Source organism: Chryseobacterium sp. WLY505, assembly GCF_030846215.1.
GTDB lineage: Bacteria > Bacteroidota > Bacteroidia > Flavobacteriales > Weeksellaceae > Chryseobacterium.
In genome coordinates, this window is the sequence record NZ_JAVCWI010000007.1 from 154606 (window position 1) to 169404 (window position 14799).

The window sequence follows — 14799 nt, forward strand, 5'->3', positions numbered from 1 at the left end:
TTTACTAATACTCTGTTAGACAACAAAAAATGAATTTTGTTACAACCGTTGCAATAATTTTAATGTTGTAAAAAGAAAGAAAGGAATAGAAACTCTGTCAGGTAAAGGAGTGAAAGCTTTTTGCAATCTCTCTTTATGGCTATTTTATGATCTCAAAAAATATGATTGTTGTTGGATAAAATTATTGTGCACGGTTTTTCTCTTCAAAATTAACAGCCCTGTTATTTGATTTTACTTTCTGATTTCCAAAATTATAAGTAATGCTGAGTGTCATTCTTCTGGCATCCCAATAGTTGTTGAATGACTGCGTGTTGTCGGTAAAATACATATCAGCCCTCAATCCGGACTGTCTGAAAATATCACTTACAGAAAGATTGACCTGAAGAGCCTTTTCTGCAAAGCTCATCTTTACTCCTGCATCCAGACTTGCCCTGTTTTTCGCAGAAAAATATCCGTCTCTGGAAGGAAGATTGTTCCTGTAGTTGGCAAATAGCATCAATGTTTTTGCCTTATTCAGCTGGAAGGTATTGTTCAAAGAAAAATACAATGACTGTCCGTTTTTAGCAACCAGATTGAATCTTGTAATCTGAGTTTCATTATAACTGAAGGAGGTAGAGATATTACTTTCCCAGATTTTGAAATAGGTGTCCGTGTAATTGAGATTGATTCCGAAAACATCCTGATTATAATAGTTTTCATAGGTGCTGACAAGGTTGATCCCATTCAGAAAGGAAATCTGGTCAAAATTATTTGTAGTCCGCTGGTAGTAAAGGTTGGCAGAAAATTTACTTTTAAAAATATAATTGAATTCGATATTATGATTGAAAGATGGCTGCAGGCTTGGGTTTCCTGTATAATAGGTATTAGGGTTTGAATACCATCGGAACGGATCTAATGCCCGGAAGTAAGGACGGTTGATTCTTCGTGAATAATTAATACTGAACTGATTGTTTTCATTGGCTTTATAAGATATATAAGCTGTTGGGAAAAACTTTCCGTAATTATTCTCCGATTTTGCTTGGGTAGTAGGAGAAAAGCCGCTGGTTTGGGTATATTCATAACGAAGTCCGGCCTTTACAGACCATTTTTCACCAAGGTCCTTACTGGCACTGATATAACCTGCATAATTCTTTTCATGATAATCAAAAAGATTACTCTTTGCCGGATCTATGGTATAATTCCCATTGGTGAAATTAAAATATCCAATATCCGAATTATTAGAAAACTGGCTGTATTTTGCACCCGTTTCCAACTGGATTTTTTTGAAATTTAAAGTTAAGTCAGCCTGCCCGGAATATATTTTATAACCTACCGAAGAGAGATTTCTAACGATCTGCGTGATATTACTGGCAAGATTTTTTGTTGTAAAATTAACTTCAGTATCGGGTAAATTTCCATAATAATTAACTCCGAAACTAAGTGTATGCTCGCCCAGTTTTTGATCAAAATAGAGATTAAGCATTTGGGTGGTGAAAGGAGAACGATGCTTTGAATCCGTTTCTGTTTGCAAAGTAGATGTACCTTCTGTAAAGTAACTTTGTGTCGAATTGATATCCATATTGGTGTGTCCTTTTGTAATATCGTATACCAGTCCGATATGGGAACTTTTAGAAAGAGAATAGTCGAAATTGGCATTCAAACCAAGTCCGTCATTCATATCTCTTCTATCATCCTTGCTGACAGAAGAATTCTGGCCGATAATATTATATTTTTCTACCGATCTTTTATCTCCGTCATAGCCCGTCACCTTTACAGAAGCTTTTATCTTCTCGTTTTGATAATTTACTCCTGCCACACTGCTGAAACCGGCATAGGTTCTCTGGGTGTAATTAGTATTCAGATAGCCACTCCATCCAAGATTCTGATTCTTTTTAAGAATGATATTGATAATTCCACTGTTTCCCTGGGCTTCATATTTAGCAGGTGGAGTCGTGATCACTTCTATTTTCAAAATATTTTCAGAACGAATATTTCTCAGATAATTAATGAGTTCTGATCCGGAAAGATTAAGCATCCGGTCGTTCACCATTACAGAAACCCCGTTTTTTCCGGCAATTGAAAGAAGTCCTTTATTTTCATCCACCTGCAATAAAGGAGTCCCCGCCAAAACTTCAGTCCCTGAACTTCCCTGTGAAAGCATCGAGTTCTGAACGTTGTAAACAAGGCGGTCCACTTTACGTTCTACCAGAGCTTTTTTACCATTCACCGTTACTGCTTCAATTTTGTTGACGTTAGCAGTGTCCTTTGTTTGTGCTGTTATAGTAGAACAAACAAGTGTAGCTATTAATAGAAGTTGCTTTTTCATAGGTTATCAATGACAGATTAAATGATCTTTATGTTAAATTTCTCTGACAAAAGTATAAGGAGAGTCCTTGATTGAAAATAGCATTTAGATGAAGCCCTGGATTACACATCTCAAAATAGTTTCATCGGAAAAAAACGGGTTTTTATCGAAAAGGGTTGACGAAATTTGTGCGTATAGATTTATATTTGAATATGAATAAAAAGCAAATTATCTGGCTTCAGATTTTTTATTGGAGTTTCAATTTTATAGGAAACAACATTACGCCTTATTTCTTTTTCCCTGAGCGAAGGGGATTTGAAACCTATGTGCTGAACTTTACCTATTTTATTACTGAAATCTCTACTTTTTATCTTTTGTATCTGGTTATTATTCCGAAAGTTTTAAATCTGGAGAAACTTTATTCTGCTGTTTTAGTTTTTTTGATCTCTATATTAAGCTTTGGTGTCATTCGGTATGGAATAGAAGAAGTACTGCTTCCTGTTACCCTTGGATTCAGAAATTATAATAAAGATACCGGACTTTTATATTATTTGACAGATAATATCTACAATGCATCATTGACCGTTTTCATTGCAGGAATTCTGTGGATCGTGGAGAAATACGGTGTTGCTGAAAATGATAAAAAACAACTTTTGATTGAAAAAAAGCAGGCAGAACTGCAAGCGTTGAAGACGCAGATCAATCCTCATTTTATTTTTAATTCATTAAATAATATCTATTCTCTTGTCTATCAAAAGTCAGATAAAGCACTTCCTGCCATTGAAGAACTTGGACAATTGCTGAGGTACAGCACGAAAGATCTTGAAAAAGACTCCATTTCTCTGGATAAGGAAATTGGTTATATTGATAGTCTGATTGCGCTGGAGAAGCTTAGAATTAGAAATCCTGAACTGTTGAGTATACAAAAAGATATTCAACACCCTCATCTGAAGATCTCACCCATGCTGTTGGTTCCTTTTGTTGAGAATGCCTTCAAACATGGTGATTTCCGTGATAAAGGTTTTGAAATGAAAATTTCAGATCATAATAAAGTGCTGCATTTTCATCTTTTGAATTTTAAAACAAAGAAAATGAAAGATACTGTTTCAGGGATTGGGATTCAGAATGTGAAAAAAAGACTGGAAATATTATATCCTAAACATCAGCTTGAGATCAAAGATTCGGAGACGGGATTTATTGTAGACTTAAAAATTGATTTAAGGGATGAATAAGATAAAATGCATCATTGTAGATGACGAGCCACTGGCTCTCTCACTTCTTGAACATTATGTAGAAAAAATACCTTTTCTTGAACTGGTTTTTTCTACAGAAAATCCTATTCTGGCCTTGGAGTATCTGCAAAAAAATGATTCCGACCTCATCTTTCTGGATATTCAGATGCCTGAGCTTACAGGAATCAATTTTATGAAGATTGTAGGAGCTGATCAAAAGTATATCCTGACAACGGCTTATTCAGAATATGCCCTGGAAGGATATGAGCATAATGTAGTGGATTACCTGCTGAAACCTGTTTCATTTGATCGATTTCAAAAGAGTGTATTAAAGGCTCAGGAGCGGTTTTCTTTTGCTCACGAAGAAAATACCCATTTCTTTGTAAAATCTTCGGGACAGAGGCATCGTATCGGCTTTCAGGAGATTCTTTATATTGAAAGTATCAAAGACTATGTCAATATCCGGACGGAAAATGATGAGTTTATCGTTCTGGATACCCTTAAATCCATGGAAAACCAGCTTCCTGAAACATTTGTCCGGATTCATAAATCTTTTATTGTCAACCTTGATAAAGTCAAAAGTATTGGAGCTAAAAAAGTGATTCTTCCTGAATATGAGATTCCTATCGGCGAAAGCTATAGAGCGGCGCTTTTGGATAGATTAAAGTGATAGAATATCAGGATATTCATTTGAGAGTTAAACCTTACAGGTTTCTAAAACCTGTAAGGTTTGGAATAAGTACCAAAGTTCATTTCAAGAAAGTTGAAATAAAAAAGACGACTTCTGCTGAAGCCGCCTTTCTATTAATTATTCTAACAATTAATCTTATTTTTCCTGTTGTTTGATCAGGTTTAGCGCTGAACCTGCCTTAAACCAATCAATTTGCTGATCGTTGTAAGTATGGTTGGCCATAATGATATCTTTGGTTCCGTCAGTATGAATGAATTCCAAAGTCAGTTGTTTTCCTGGAGCGAACTGATCAAGATCTAAGAAATTAACAACATCATCTTCCAGGATCTTGTCATAGTCTGCCTCATTAGCGAAAGTAATTCCAAGCATTCCCTGTTTTTTAAGGTTAGTTTCGTGGATTCTCGCGAATGATTTTACCAGTACAGCTTTCACACCAAGATGTCTTGGTTCCATGGCAGCGTGTTCTCTTGAAGAACCTTCGCCATAGTTCTGGTCTCCTACAACAATTGTTGGAATACCAGCAGCTTTATAAGCTCTTTGTACAGCCGGAACTTCGCCGTATTCACCGGTTAATTCGTTTTTAACTTTATTGGTTTCCATGTTGTAAGCATTCACCGCTCCAATCAACATATTGTTTGAAATATTGTCAAGGTGACCTCTGTATTTCAACCATGGTCCAGCCATTGAAATGTGGTCAGTAGTACATTTTCCGAACGCTTTGATCAATACTCTTGCTCCGGTAATGTTTTTACCATCCCATGCAGGGAATTCTTCCAATAACTGAAGTCTGTCTGAAGTTGGGCTTACGTTAACAACAACGCTTGAACCATCTTCTGATGGAGCCTGATATCCGTTATCATCTACAGCAAATCCTTTTGAAGGAAGCTCGAAGCCTCTAGGCTCGTTAAGTTTTACCTGTTCGCCAGCTTCGTTCGTTAAAGTATCAGTAATCGGGTTAAAGTCCAGTCTTCCTGAGATCGCTACAGCAGCTACCATTTCTGGAGAAGCTACAAATGCGTGGGTGTTAGGGTTACCGTCAGCTCTTTTCGCAAAGTTTCTGTTGAAAGAATGGATAATAGAGTTTTTCTCTCCTTTTTCCGCACCTTCTCTGTCCCATTGTCCGATACATGGTCCACAAGCGTTGGTAAAGATTCTTGCGTTTTCAAATTTTCTGAAAGAATCTAAGAAACCGTCTCTTTCCGCTGTAAATTTCACCTGTTCAGAACCAGGGTTGATTCCTAAGATTGCTTTAGGTTTTACCCCTTTTGATACTGCATCCTCTACAATAGAAGCAGCTCTTGATAAATCTTCATAAGAAGAGTTGGTACAAGAACCGATAAGTGCCCATTCCACTTCTAACGGCCATCCGTTAGCTTCAGCTTTAGCTCTGAACTCAGCAACCGGAGTCGCTAAATCCGGAGTGAAAGGTCCGTTTAAGTGAGGCGTAAGTTCAGAAAGGTTGATTTCTATTAATTGGTCGAAATATTGTTCCGGATTAACATATACTTCAGCATCACCTGTTAAGTGTTCTGCAATTCTATCAGCAGCATCTACTACATCCTGTCTTCCTGTAGCGGAAAGATATCTTCTCATTGAATCATCATACCCAAAAGTAGACGTTGTAGCACCGATTTCAGCACCCATATTACAGATTGTTCCTTTACCGGTTGCAGAAAGAGATTCTGCACCTTCACCGAAATATTCTACAATACATCCCGTACCTCCTTTTACAGTAAGAATTCCTGCTACTTTTAAGATAACATCTTTTGCAGAAGTCCAGCCATTCATTTTACCGGTTAATTTGACCCCGATAAGTTTTGGCATTTTAAGCTCCCAGGCCATTCCTGCCATTACATCTACCGCGTCGGCACCTCCTACACCAATAGCAACCATTCCTAATCCTCCTGCGTTTACCGTATGCGAGTCGGTACCAATCATCATTCCTCCAGGGAAGGCATAATTTTCCAGTACAACCTGGTGAATGATACCCGCCCCAGGCTTCCAGAACCCGATTCCGTATTTATCACATACAGAGCTCAGGAAGTTGAATACCTCAGAGTTTTTGTTGATCCCTTCCTGTAAATCTTTGTCTGCACCTACTTTTGCCTGGATCAGGTGATCCGCGTGAGCGGTAGAAGGAACCGCTACTTTAGCTTTCCCTGCCTGCATGAATTGTAAAAGCGCCATCTGTGCTGTGGCATCCTGCATTGCTACCCTGTCTGGTGCAAAGTCTACATAAGAGTTTCCTCGTTCATATGCTTGTGTAGCATTTCCTTCCCAAAGGTGGGTGTAAAGAATTTTTTCTGAAAGCGTAAGAGGTTTTCCCACAATTTGTCTTGCTGCAGCAATTCTTTCCGGGTAACGCTCGTACACCTTTTTGATCATATCAATATCAAAAGTCATATCGTATTTTAATTTTGTTCTTTTTCCGTTAAAGCTTCTTTTCCTACAGTCTGAAAAAGAAAAATTACTCTTTTGTACATCAAAAAACGTTCCTATAATCTATCAATAGGGTGTTTTTGACTTTAAAATCAATAGATTTTATAACTTTCAATTTAAGAAAAATTAGAATTTATTTTCCTGATTTTATCGAAAAAAAAACGTAATTATCTTAAAATAGAAACGTTCTAAACAAAAAAATGGAAGATTTTAAATCCTTAAGGACCAAATCTTCCATTTCTATAGCTTTTAATAGTCTTGCGACGTATTAATAATCTCTTAGTGAGCGCTTGTACTTGTTAATTCTTTGATAGAAGGAACAAAAGTAGTAAGGTCAATCCCTTCAACTGCCGTTTTATACTCATCAATGCTTGGGATTCTTCCGATAATCGCAGAAAGAACAACAACCGGAGTTGAAGCCAATAGAGATTCCCCTTTTTTACGTTCAGAATCTTCTACTACTCTTCCCTGGAAAAGACGGGTAGAAGTCGCTAAAACAGTATCTCCTTTCGCTGCTTTTTCCTGGTTACCCATACAAAGGTTACATCCAGGACGCTCAAGGTACATTACGTTTTTGTATTCAACACGCGCTTCTCCTTTTGGAGCGTTATCATCAAATTCAAAAGCTGAATATTTTTCTAATAATTCCCAGTCTCCTTCTGCCTTAAGCTCATCAATGATGTTGTAAGTAGGAGCTGCTACTACAAGAGGAGCACTGAATTCTACCTTACCTTGCTGCTTTTCAATGTTTCTAAGCATTTGAGAAACAATCTTAAGGTCACCTTTGTGAACCATACAAGATCCTACGAAACCAAGATCTACTTTTTTCTCACCACCATAGTAAGAAAGATCTCTGATGGTATCGTGAGTATATCTCTTGGAAACATCGTCATTGTTTACATCCGGGTCAGCAATCATTGGCTCAACAATTACGTCAAGATCTACCACTACTTCAGCGTAATATTTAGCGTTTGAATCCGGAGTCAAAGCAGGTTTTTCTCCTGATCTGATTTCTTCGATTCTCTTGTTTGCTTTGTCAATTAATCCCTGAAGAACTTTATTGTGATTATCCATACCCTTGTCGATCATGATCTGGATTCTGCCTTTTGCAATTTCCAGTGATTCGATCAAAGTATTATCTTCAGAAATGTTGATAGAAGCTTTTGCCTTCATCTCAGCAGTCCAGTCTGTAAATGTAAATGCCTGGTCAGCAGGAAGTGTTCCGATGTGAACCTCAATGATTCTACCCTGGAATACATTTTCTCCTCCAAACTGCTTCAACATCTGAGCTTGTGTAGCATGAACCACATCACGGAAATCCATGTGTTCTTTCATGTTTCCTTTGAAGGTTACTTTTACAGATTCAGGAATTGGCATAGATGCTTCACCAGTAGCTAATGCAAGAGCCACAGTTCCTGAGTCAGCTCCGAAAGCTACTCCTTTGGACATTCTTGTGTGAGAGTCACCACCGATGATGATGGCCCATTCGTCTACAGTGATGTCGTTAAGAACTTTGTGGATAACGTCAGTCATCGCGTGGTATTCACCTTTCGGGTCACGGGCTGTAATCAAACCGAACTCGTTCATGAATTTCATCAGTTTAGGAATATTAGCCTGAGCTTTTTTATCCCAAACAGAAGCAGTGTGACATCCTGATTGGTAAGCACCATCAACAATCGGAGAAATCACAGTTGCTGCCATAGATTCAAGCTCCTGAGAAGTCATAAGACCTGTTGTATCCTGAGATCCAACGATATTTACCTGTACACGAACGTCTGAACCAGCGTGTAAAACTTTTCCTGGTGTAGTTCCTACAGCATTTCTGTTGAAAATCTTTTCTACCGCTGTAAGCCCTTGTCCTTCATGAGAAATTTCTTTTGATGGAGCAAAAACAACCGGAGCTTCAACTCCTAAAAGCTGAGCGGCAAATGTCTGTAACTTTTTACCAAATACGATAGCATAAGATCCTCCTGCTTTGATGAATTCCATCTTTTGTGGAGTGAAAGATTTGGTAAGGTCGATCAATTCCTGATCTCCGTTATATAATTTCTTTTCTTTTGTATTGATTGTTAAAACAGTTCCTGTTGCTACTGAATAAGCTTCCTCAAGAACGATATCTCCATTTTCGTTACGAACAGGGTTTCCGTTTTCGTCCACTTTCTTCACCCAGTTTTTAAGGTCGATACCGATACCTCCGGTAACGTCTACTGTGGTAAGGAAGATCGGGGAAATACCGTTTGTTCCCCCTACAATAGGAGCAATGTTTACGAATGGTACATAAGGGCTAGCCTGTTTTCCAGTCCAAAGAGCAACGTTGTTTACTCCGGACATTCTGGATGATCCAACACCCATTGTTCCTTTTTCAGCGATCAGCATAACGCTTGCATCAGGATGTTTTGCCTGTAAAGCTTTGATTTCTTCCTGAGCTTCAGGAGTAATCATACATTTTCCGTGAAGTTCACGGTCTGATCTTGAGTGCGCCTGGTTACCCGGAGAAAGTAAATCTGTTGAGATATCTCCTTCACCTGCGATGAATGTTACTACTTTGATTTCTTCTGCAACTTCCGGAAGTTTAGTAAAGAATTCAGCTTTGGCGTAGCTTTCTAAAATTTCTTTTGCAATTTCGTTTCCGCTGTTGAATGCTTCTTTCAGACGATTGGTATCTGCTTCATAAAGGAAAACCTGAGTTTTAAGAACGTTGGCAGCTTCTTTAGCAATAGCCGCGTCATTACCCAGAGCAAGATCCAGCAATACCTCAATAGAAGGTCCTCCTTTCATATGAGATAACAGTTCAAAGGCAAATGCCGGGGAAATTTCTTCTACTACGGATTCACCCAGAATAATTTCTTTTAAAAATTTTGCTTTCACTCCCGCTGCACTTGTCGTACCAGGTAGTGTGTTATAAATGAAAAATTGAAGAGAATCCGGTCGGTCAGCATTACCTGAATCTTTAATTTGTGTAATGATTTCGCTTAGTAATTCAGCACCATCAATTGGCTTAGGATGAAGCCCCTGGGTTTTTCTTTCTTCAATCTCTTTGATGTAATCCTTATAAATACTCATAATAGAAGGTCTTTCAAAATTAAAGGTAGGCCTGCTTTTTCTTTACTGGTGTGTATAAATACAATTAATGACATTTTGAGTTCCCGCATTTTGATGCAACATTAACCGAATAAAGTCAGCATAATCTACACTTTTTCAAAAGTTTTTTAAAATTATCAAACAATTCAAAATGTTCCCAAAATTACGAAATTTTACAATTTTATAAGAATGAAATTATTTAGATTCTTTATAAATATGAATTTTATAATATCTATTTTTGGTCGTATTTTTGTAAACAAATGGAGAATATGAAAAATATCCTGAATGTTTTATGTGTTTTTATTTCGATTTTCGTTTTCTCGCAGACCAAATCTGTGAAGAAAATTCCCGTGAAGAAAGGAACAAAAAGCACAGTTAAAAAAGCTGCTGCAGCTAATAAACCTAATGCTGATCTGGTAGTGATCAACAAAGATCTTCCTGTCCTGATTCCTAAGAAAAAAGGAGATCAGTTCGGGTATGTCAACCAGAACGGGAAATTTATTATCCAGCCGGAATATCATATTGCTGTATTTTTTTATGAAGACTGCAACCTTCTGAATTCTCCTAATGAAAAGGTCAGAAAATTCGGAACAAAAGACTATGCCACGGTAGAAAAAAACATGATTTCTTACCGTGTAGACCAGTCTGGGAAGAGAGTATATCAATTCAAAGAAGCCGATTTTGGAAAGTGTAAATTTGAAGAATATAAACAACAGCTATTTCAGGCTTATATCCTCAATGGTTTTTACGGAATCATTGAAAAGTCAAAGTTTGTGAATGCTGCCGATTACAGACAATATCAGATCTATCCTCAATATCAGTATCTGTTCATTTTGGAAGGGGATGATGTGGCTAACCCGATGATTGTAGCTTCCAATAATGATAAATTCGGAATTATTGATGTTAATAATAAGATTATCATTCCATTTGAATATTCCAATATTAAAAGAAATTTCAGCTGGAAACTGGGCAAGATGTTTGAAGTGACCAAAGACGGCTCGAATTACTACTATATCGACGCCAACAACAAAACGTACTAAATAATTATTAATGATGAATGATGAATGATTTATTTGATAACTCCTATTTTTCATTCCATAGCATCCACGTATACCGAAACTCAATACCCCGAATCCCGCACCTCGTAACCCGTTATCCCGCATCTCACAACCCCAATTCCAATTCATATATTTTTTGTAATTTTGCGGCTGAAATAAAGGGGTGCTTTAACAGGCTGAGATTATACCCAATGAACCTGGAACAGGTAATGCTGTTTAGGGAACCATTTAAATAATTGATGGATGATTAGCGATAAATATTCGATAAGCATCAGCATCGTTTGCGATTTGTCAATTATCTCATAATCACCCCTTTTATTCATTAAATGTTAAAGATTTATAGAATGAAAGGATTATTTTTTTTAGGGCTTAGTGTAGGCTCAGTAGCTTTTATACAGGCTCAGAATAAAGATTCCCTAAAGGTGAGGGAAATTGAAGCAGTCAACTTTACCAAAAGGCTGCCGGTAGCAAAGGAAATCATCAATGTACAGAAAGATCTGGACAGTAAAAATCTGGGACAGGATCTTCCTATTCTTTTGAAAAATCAAACCTCCATTATTTCTACTTCCGATGCCGGAAATGGTGTAGGATATACCGGTTTTAGAATCCGTGGAGTTTCAGGAAGTGCCATCAATGTCATGATGAATGGTGTTCCATACAACGATTCTGAAAGTCAGGGAACGTTCTTTGTCAACGTACCGGATTTAACAAGTTCTGCCTCACAGATTGTCATTCAGAGAGGAGTAGGAACTTCCAATAACGGGGTTTCTGCCTTCGGAGCAAGTATTAATGTACTTTCTAAAGATCCTGAAGAGAAGTTTTATTTTAAAACAGATGACAGCTACGGATCATTTAATACCTATAAATATTCAGCTGAAATAGGCTCAGGGAAATTCTGGAAAAACCGACTTTCCGTGATGGGAAGATATACCCATATTCATTCTGACGGATATATCGACAGAGCTTCATCCAACTTACATTCTTATAATTTCACTGCTTTATTTGAAGAAGGAAATACGAAATTACGTTTAATGGCTTTTGGGGGAAAAGAGAAAACGTATCAGGCATGGAATGGTATTGATCGTAAAACCTGGGAAACGGATCCTAAATTCAATATTTCAGGAGCCATTTATGATGCCAACTGGGAGAATATTGTAAGTTTCTATGATAATGAAACGGATAATTACAGACAGAACCATTATCAGTTGCTTTGGGAACAGAAGTTCAGCGACCGCTGGAATCTTGAAACCACATTCCATTATACAAAAGGAAAAGGATATTATGAAAACTACAAGCAGGGAGACCCTTTTTCAAGATATAACCTTCCTAATATAACAGAAGGAGGACAAACGATAAAAGCTTCAGACTTTATCAGAAAAAAATGGCTGAATAATGATTTCTACGGAATGGTTTCTACCTTGTACGGAAAGTTTGAAAATTTAGATCTGAACTTTGGTGCCGTTGTCAATCAGTATTACGGAAGGCATTATGGAAATGTGACAGGAGTATTTTTTCCTCAGATTGATGAAAGCGAATATTACAGAAACCGCTCTGTAAAGAATGAAGTGTCAGGTTTTGCAAAAGCTTTATTAAGAGTGGATAATTTTGAATTCTTTGGAGATTTACAACTTAGGAAAATCAATTACAACACAAAGATTCTGACGGCTGGTGATGATGAAGGAGCAGATTTAAGTAAAAACTGGCTGTTCTTTAATCCTAAAGCCGGAGTGAATTACAGAATTGACGGAGGTAAAATATTCCTTTCATACGCTCATGCTCACCGTGAACCCAACAGAGATGACCTGATGGCGAATAACGATGTGAAAGCCGAAAAACTTCATGATATTGAAGCAGGTTTTGAAAAACAGTTCGGGATTGTTTCATTGACGGCCAATGTTTATTACATGTATTATGTGAACCAGCTGGTGTTGAATGGAGAATTGAATAATGTAGGAGCATTTATCAGAACAAATTCGGGGAAAAGCTATAGAAGAGGTATTGAGGTAGGTGCTTTGGCAAAATTATCGAAACAATGGGAGGTTTCAGGAAATGTAACGTTAAGTCAGAACAGAAACCAGGATTTCAATATTCAAAATGGAGATGTTCCTAAGAGCCTTGGAAATACCCAGATTTCATTCTCTCCGAATGTAATTGCCAATGTAAGCCTGAAATTTAATCCTACAAAGAATTTCCAGTTTGCTTTAATGAATCAGTATGTTGGAAAACAATATCTGGATAATACCGAAGATGCTAATCTTCAGCTTAAAGATTATTTCCTGACAGATTTCAATGCGCAATATCAGTTTAAAATTGCTAATAACGAAATTGCATTAAAACTATTGGTGAATAACCTGTTCAACAAGAAATATGTGAACAACGGATCTGTATATGAAGGACAGCCTTATTATTTTTCACAGGCAGGAACCAACTTTATGTTTGGAGTAAGCTGGAAAATACAATAGCAAAAGATCAGGGATACAGATTTATAAATTAGTTTTAGCAGTTTTATCCTTTTTAGACTTAAAAAAAGAAGTTTAAATAGTCGTATTCCTTTTTTTGTACATAATAATCAAAAGACTGTTTCGGCAGTCTTTTTTATATCCATTAAATATTACAAAAAGTCCCGAAAAAGTTATAAATTTGCTGCCAAATGAATATTTCAGCATATATTTTAGAATACTTAAAACAATTTGGAACTACCACAGTTCCAGGCTTTGGGGTGTTTTCACTGAAAAATTCTAAGGCAATTATTAATTCTGAAAACGGAAGCATTCTGCCTCCGGCCAGTCAGATTGAATTTACAATAGATTACGAAGTACAGACTGAAGATCTTGCTGCTTTTATTGCAGAACAAAAACAGATGTCTCTGGAAGCTTCCAAAAGTGATCTTAAAATTCAGACTGATTTTTGGAAGAAAAAACTTCAGGCCGAACAGGTTCTTGAAATTCAAAACCTTGGAACAGTCTTCATTGAAGAAGGGCACACTCATTTCAAGGGAAAAAGAATAGAATCCGGACGTCCGGACTTTTACGGATTGGAAGAGATTAGGTTCTCCGATATCAATAACGGGGAGAAAGTAAATACCACAGTGAATCGTGAAAAGGATTTTAAATTCAAAAAAACAATTCTTTGGATTTTCCTTCTGGCTATTCCGGTTCTTGGAATTGTATACCTGGCGTTTACCCAACAGGAACTTCTTTTTGGAAAAAAATCTTTCAAAAATGTTTCTGTACAAACCTCTACCCATAGAATTGTAAAAGATACGGTGAAAGTGATGGTACATACCCCGGAAACACCTGTTTCAGATTCTTTGAAAAAAGATTCATTAGTAAAACCTGTCGGAAAAGAAATGAAACCTGCTCCGGCTGTCCCAAACAACACTAAGACTAGATGGCAAAAATAAAAAAAGCGTCAGAATCTCTGACCATTATGACCAATATCGTTCTTCCGAACGAAACCAACTCTTTAAGAAACCTTTTCGGTGGTGAACTTCTGGCAAAAATGGACCGTTGTGCGTCTATTTCTGCAGCTAGACACTGTGAAAGAAGAGTAGTAACAGCTTCTGTAAACCACGTATCTTTCAACCATCCGATTCCGGAAGGAGGTGTAGTGGTATTGGAATCTAAAGTTTCCAGAGCATTCTCTACTTCTATGGAAGTGTATGTAGATGTGTGGTTGGATGACCCGATTAACCAGAAGAAAATTCATACCAATGCAGGGATTTATACCTTCGTTGCAGTAGATGAATTCAATCGTCCGATTCCTATTCCGGAAATGATTCCTGAAACAGATGAGGAAAAAGAAAGATTTGCAGCAGCCTTCCGTAGAAAAGAACTTTCATTAATCCTTTCCGGAAGAATGAAGCCTCTGGAATCTGTAGAACTTAAAAAACTATTCCAGGAACCACAGGAGTCTAAGAAAGATAAAAAGTAATCTTATATACTTTATCAATAAAAATGCTTTTAAACTTTGCTGAGTGCTAACGCCTTTGCGAGCTTAAAAGCATTTGTTTTT

At 37.2% G+C, this 14799-nt stretch carries 9 protein-coding genes and 1 riboswitch; of the genes, 6 read left to right on the forward strand and 3 right to left on the reverse strand.

The genetic code is table 11. The features are described from left to right. Positions 1 to 181: 181 nt before the first annotated feature. Entirely contained in the window at positions 182 to 2305 is a 2124-nt protein-coding gene (locus tag RAH34_RS15475) for an outer membrane beta-barrel family protein (RefSeq protein ID WP_306596706.1), read from the reverse strand. A 191-nt stretch (positions 2306 to 2496) separates the two neighbouring features. Between RAH34_RS15475 and RAH34_RS15480 the strand changes: the two genes are divergently transcribed. Together RAH34_RS15480 and RAH34_RS15485 are read left to right on the forward strand one after the other, a co-directional pair. Next, positions 2497 to 3516 carry a sensor histidine kinase gene (locus RAH34_RS15480; protein ID WP_306596707.1) on the forward strand — a complete coding sequence of 340 codons (1020 nt, stop codon included), beginning with the start codon at positions 2497 to 2499 and terminating at the stop codon, positions 3514 to 3516. Continuing rightward, positions 3509 to 4186, forward strand: coding sequence for a LytTR family DNA-binding domain-containing protein (locus RAH34_RS15485; RefSeq protein ID WP_306596708.1), 678 nt, complete (start codon positions 3509 to 3511; stop codon positions 4184 to 4186). The genes RAH34_RS15480 and RAH34_RS15485 overlap by 8 nt, the downstream gene beginning before the upstream one ends. A gap of 156 nt (positions 4187 to 4342) precedes the next feature. Here the strand turns inward: RAH34_RS15485 and RAH34_RS15490 are convergent, their stop codons facing one another. After that, entirely contained in the window at positions 4343 to 6610 is a 2268-nt protein-coding gene (locus RAH34_RS15490; RefSeq protein ID WP_306596709.1) for an aconitate hydratase, read from the reverse strand. Between the two features lie 315 nt (positions 6611 to 6925). Beyond that, positions 6926 to 9709 (reverse strand): bifunctional aconitate hydratase 2/2-methylisocitrate dehydratase, encoded by a 2784-nt coding sequence (locus RAH34_RS15495; RefSeq protein WP_306596710.1) that lies wholly within the window; start codon positions 9707 to 9709, stop codon positions 6926 to 6928. A gap of 287 nt (positions 9710 to 9996) precedes the next feature. Between RAH34_RS15495 and RAH34_RS15500 the strand changes: the two genes are divergently transcribed. From RAH34_RS15500 to RAH34_RS15515, 4 genes are all read left to right on the forward strand, one after another. Further along, the gene (locus tag RAH34_RS15500; RefSeq protein WP_228412018.1) at positions 9997 to 10767 is read left to right on the forward strand and encodes a WG repeat-containing protein; all 771 of its coding nucleotides are present in this window, start codon (positions 9997 to 9999) and stop codon (positions 10765 to 10767) included. A gap of 167 nt (positions 10768 to 10934) precedes the next feature. Beyond that, positions 10935 to 11026: riboswitch (TPP riboswitch) on the forward strand. A 103-nt stretch (positions 11027 to 11129) separates the two neighbouring features. Then, positions 11130 to 13247: a TonB-dependent receptor gene (locus RAH34_RS15505; protein WP_306596711.1), complete on the forward strand. Its 2118-nt coding sequence runs from the start codon at positions 11130 to 11132 to the stop codon at positions 13245 to 13247. A 188-nt stretch (positions 13248 to 13435) separates the two neighbouring features. Next, a complete protein-coding gene (locus RAH34_RS15510; RefSeq protein ID WP_306596712.1) occupies positions 13436 to 14188 on the forward strand; it encodes a hypothetical protein in 753 nt (250 codons plus the stop codon). Further along, complete coding sequence (locus RAH34_RS15515) at positions 14176 to 14718, forward strand: acyl-CoA thioesterase (protein WP_105702355.1); 543 nt, start codon at positions 14176 to 14178, stop codon at positions 14716 to 14718. Before RAH34_RS15510 ends, RAH34_RS15515 begins: the two co-directional genes overlap by 13 nt. Positions 14719 to 14799: the final 81 nt, after the last annotated feature.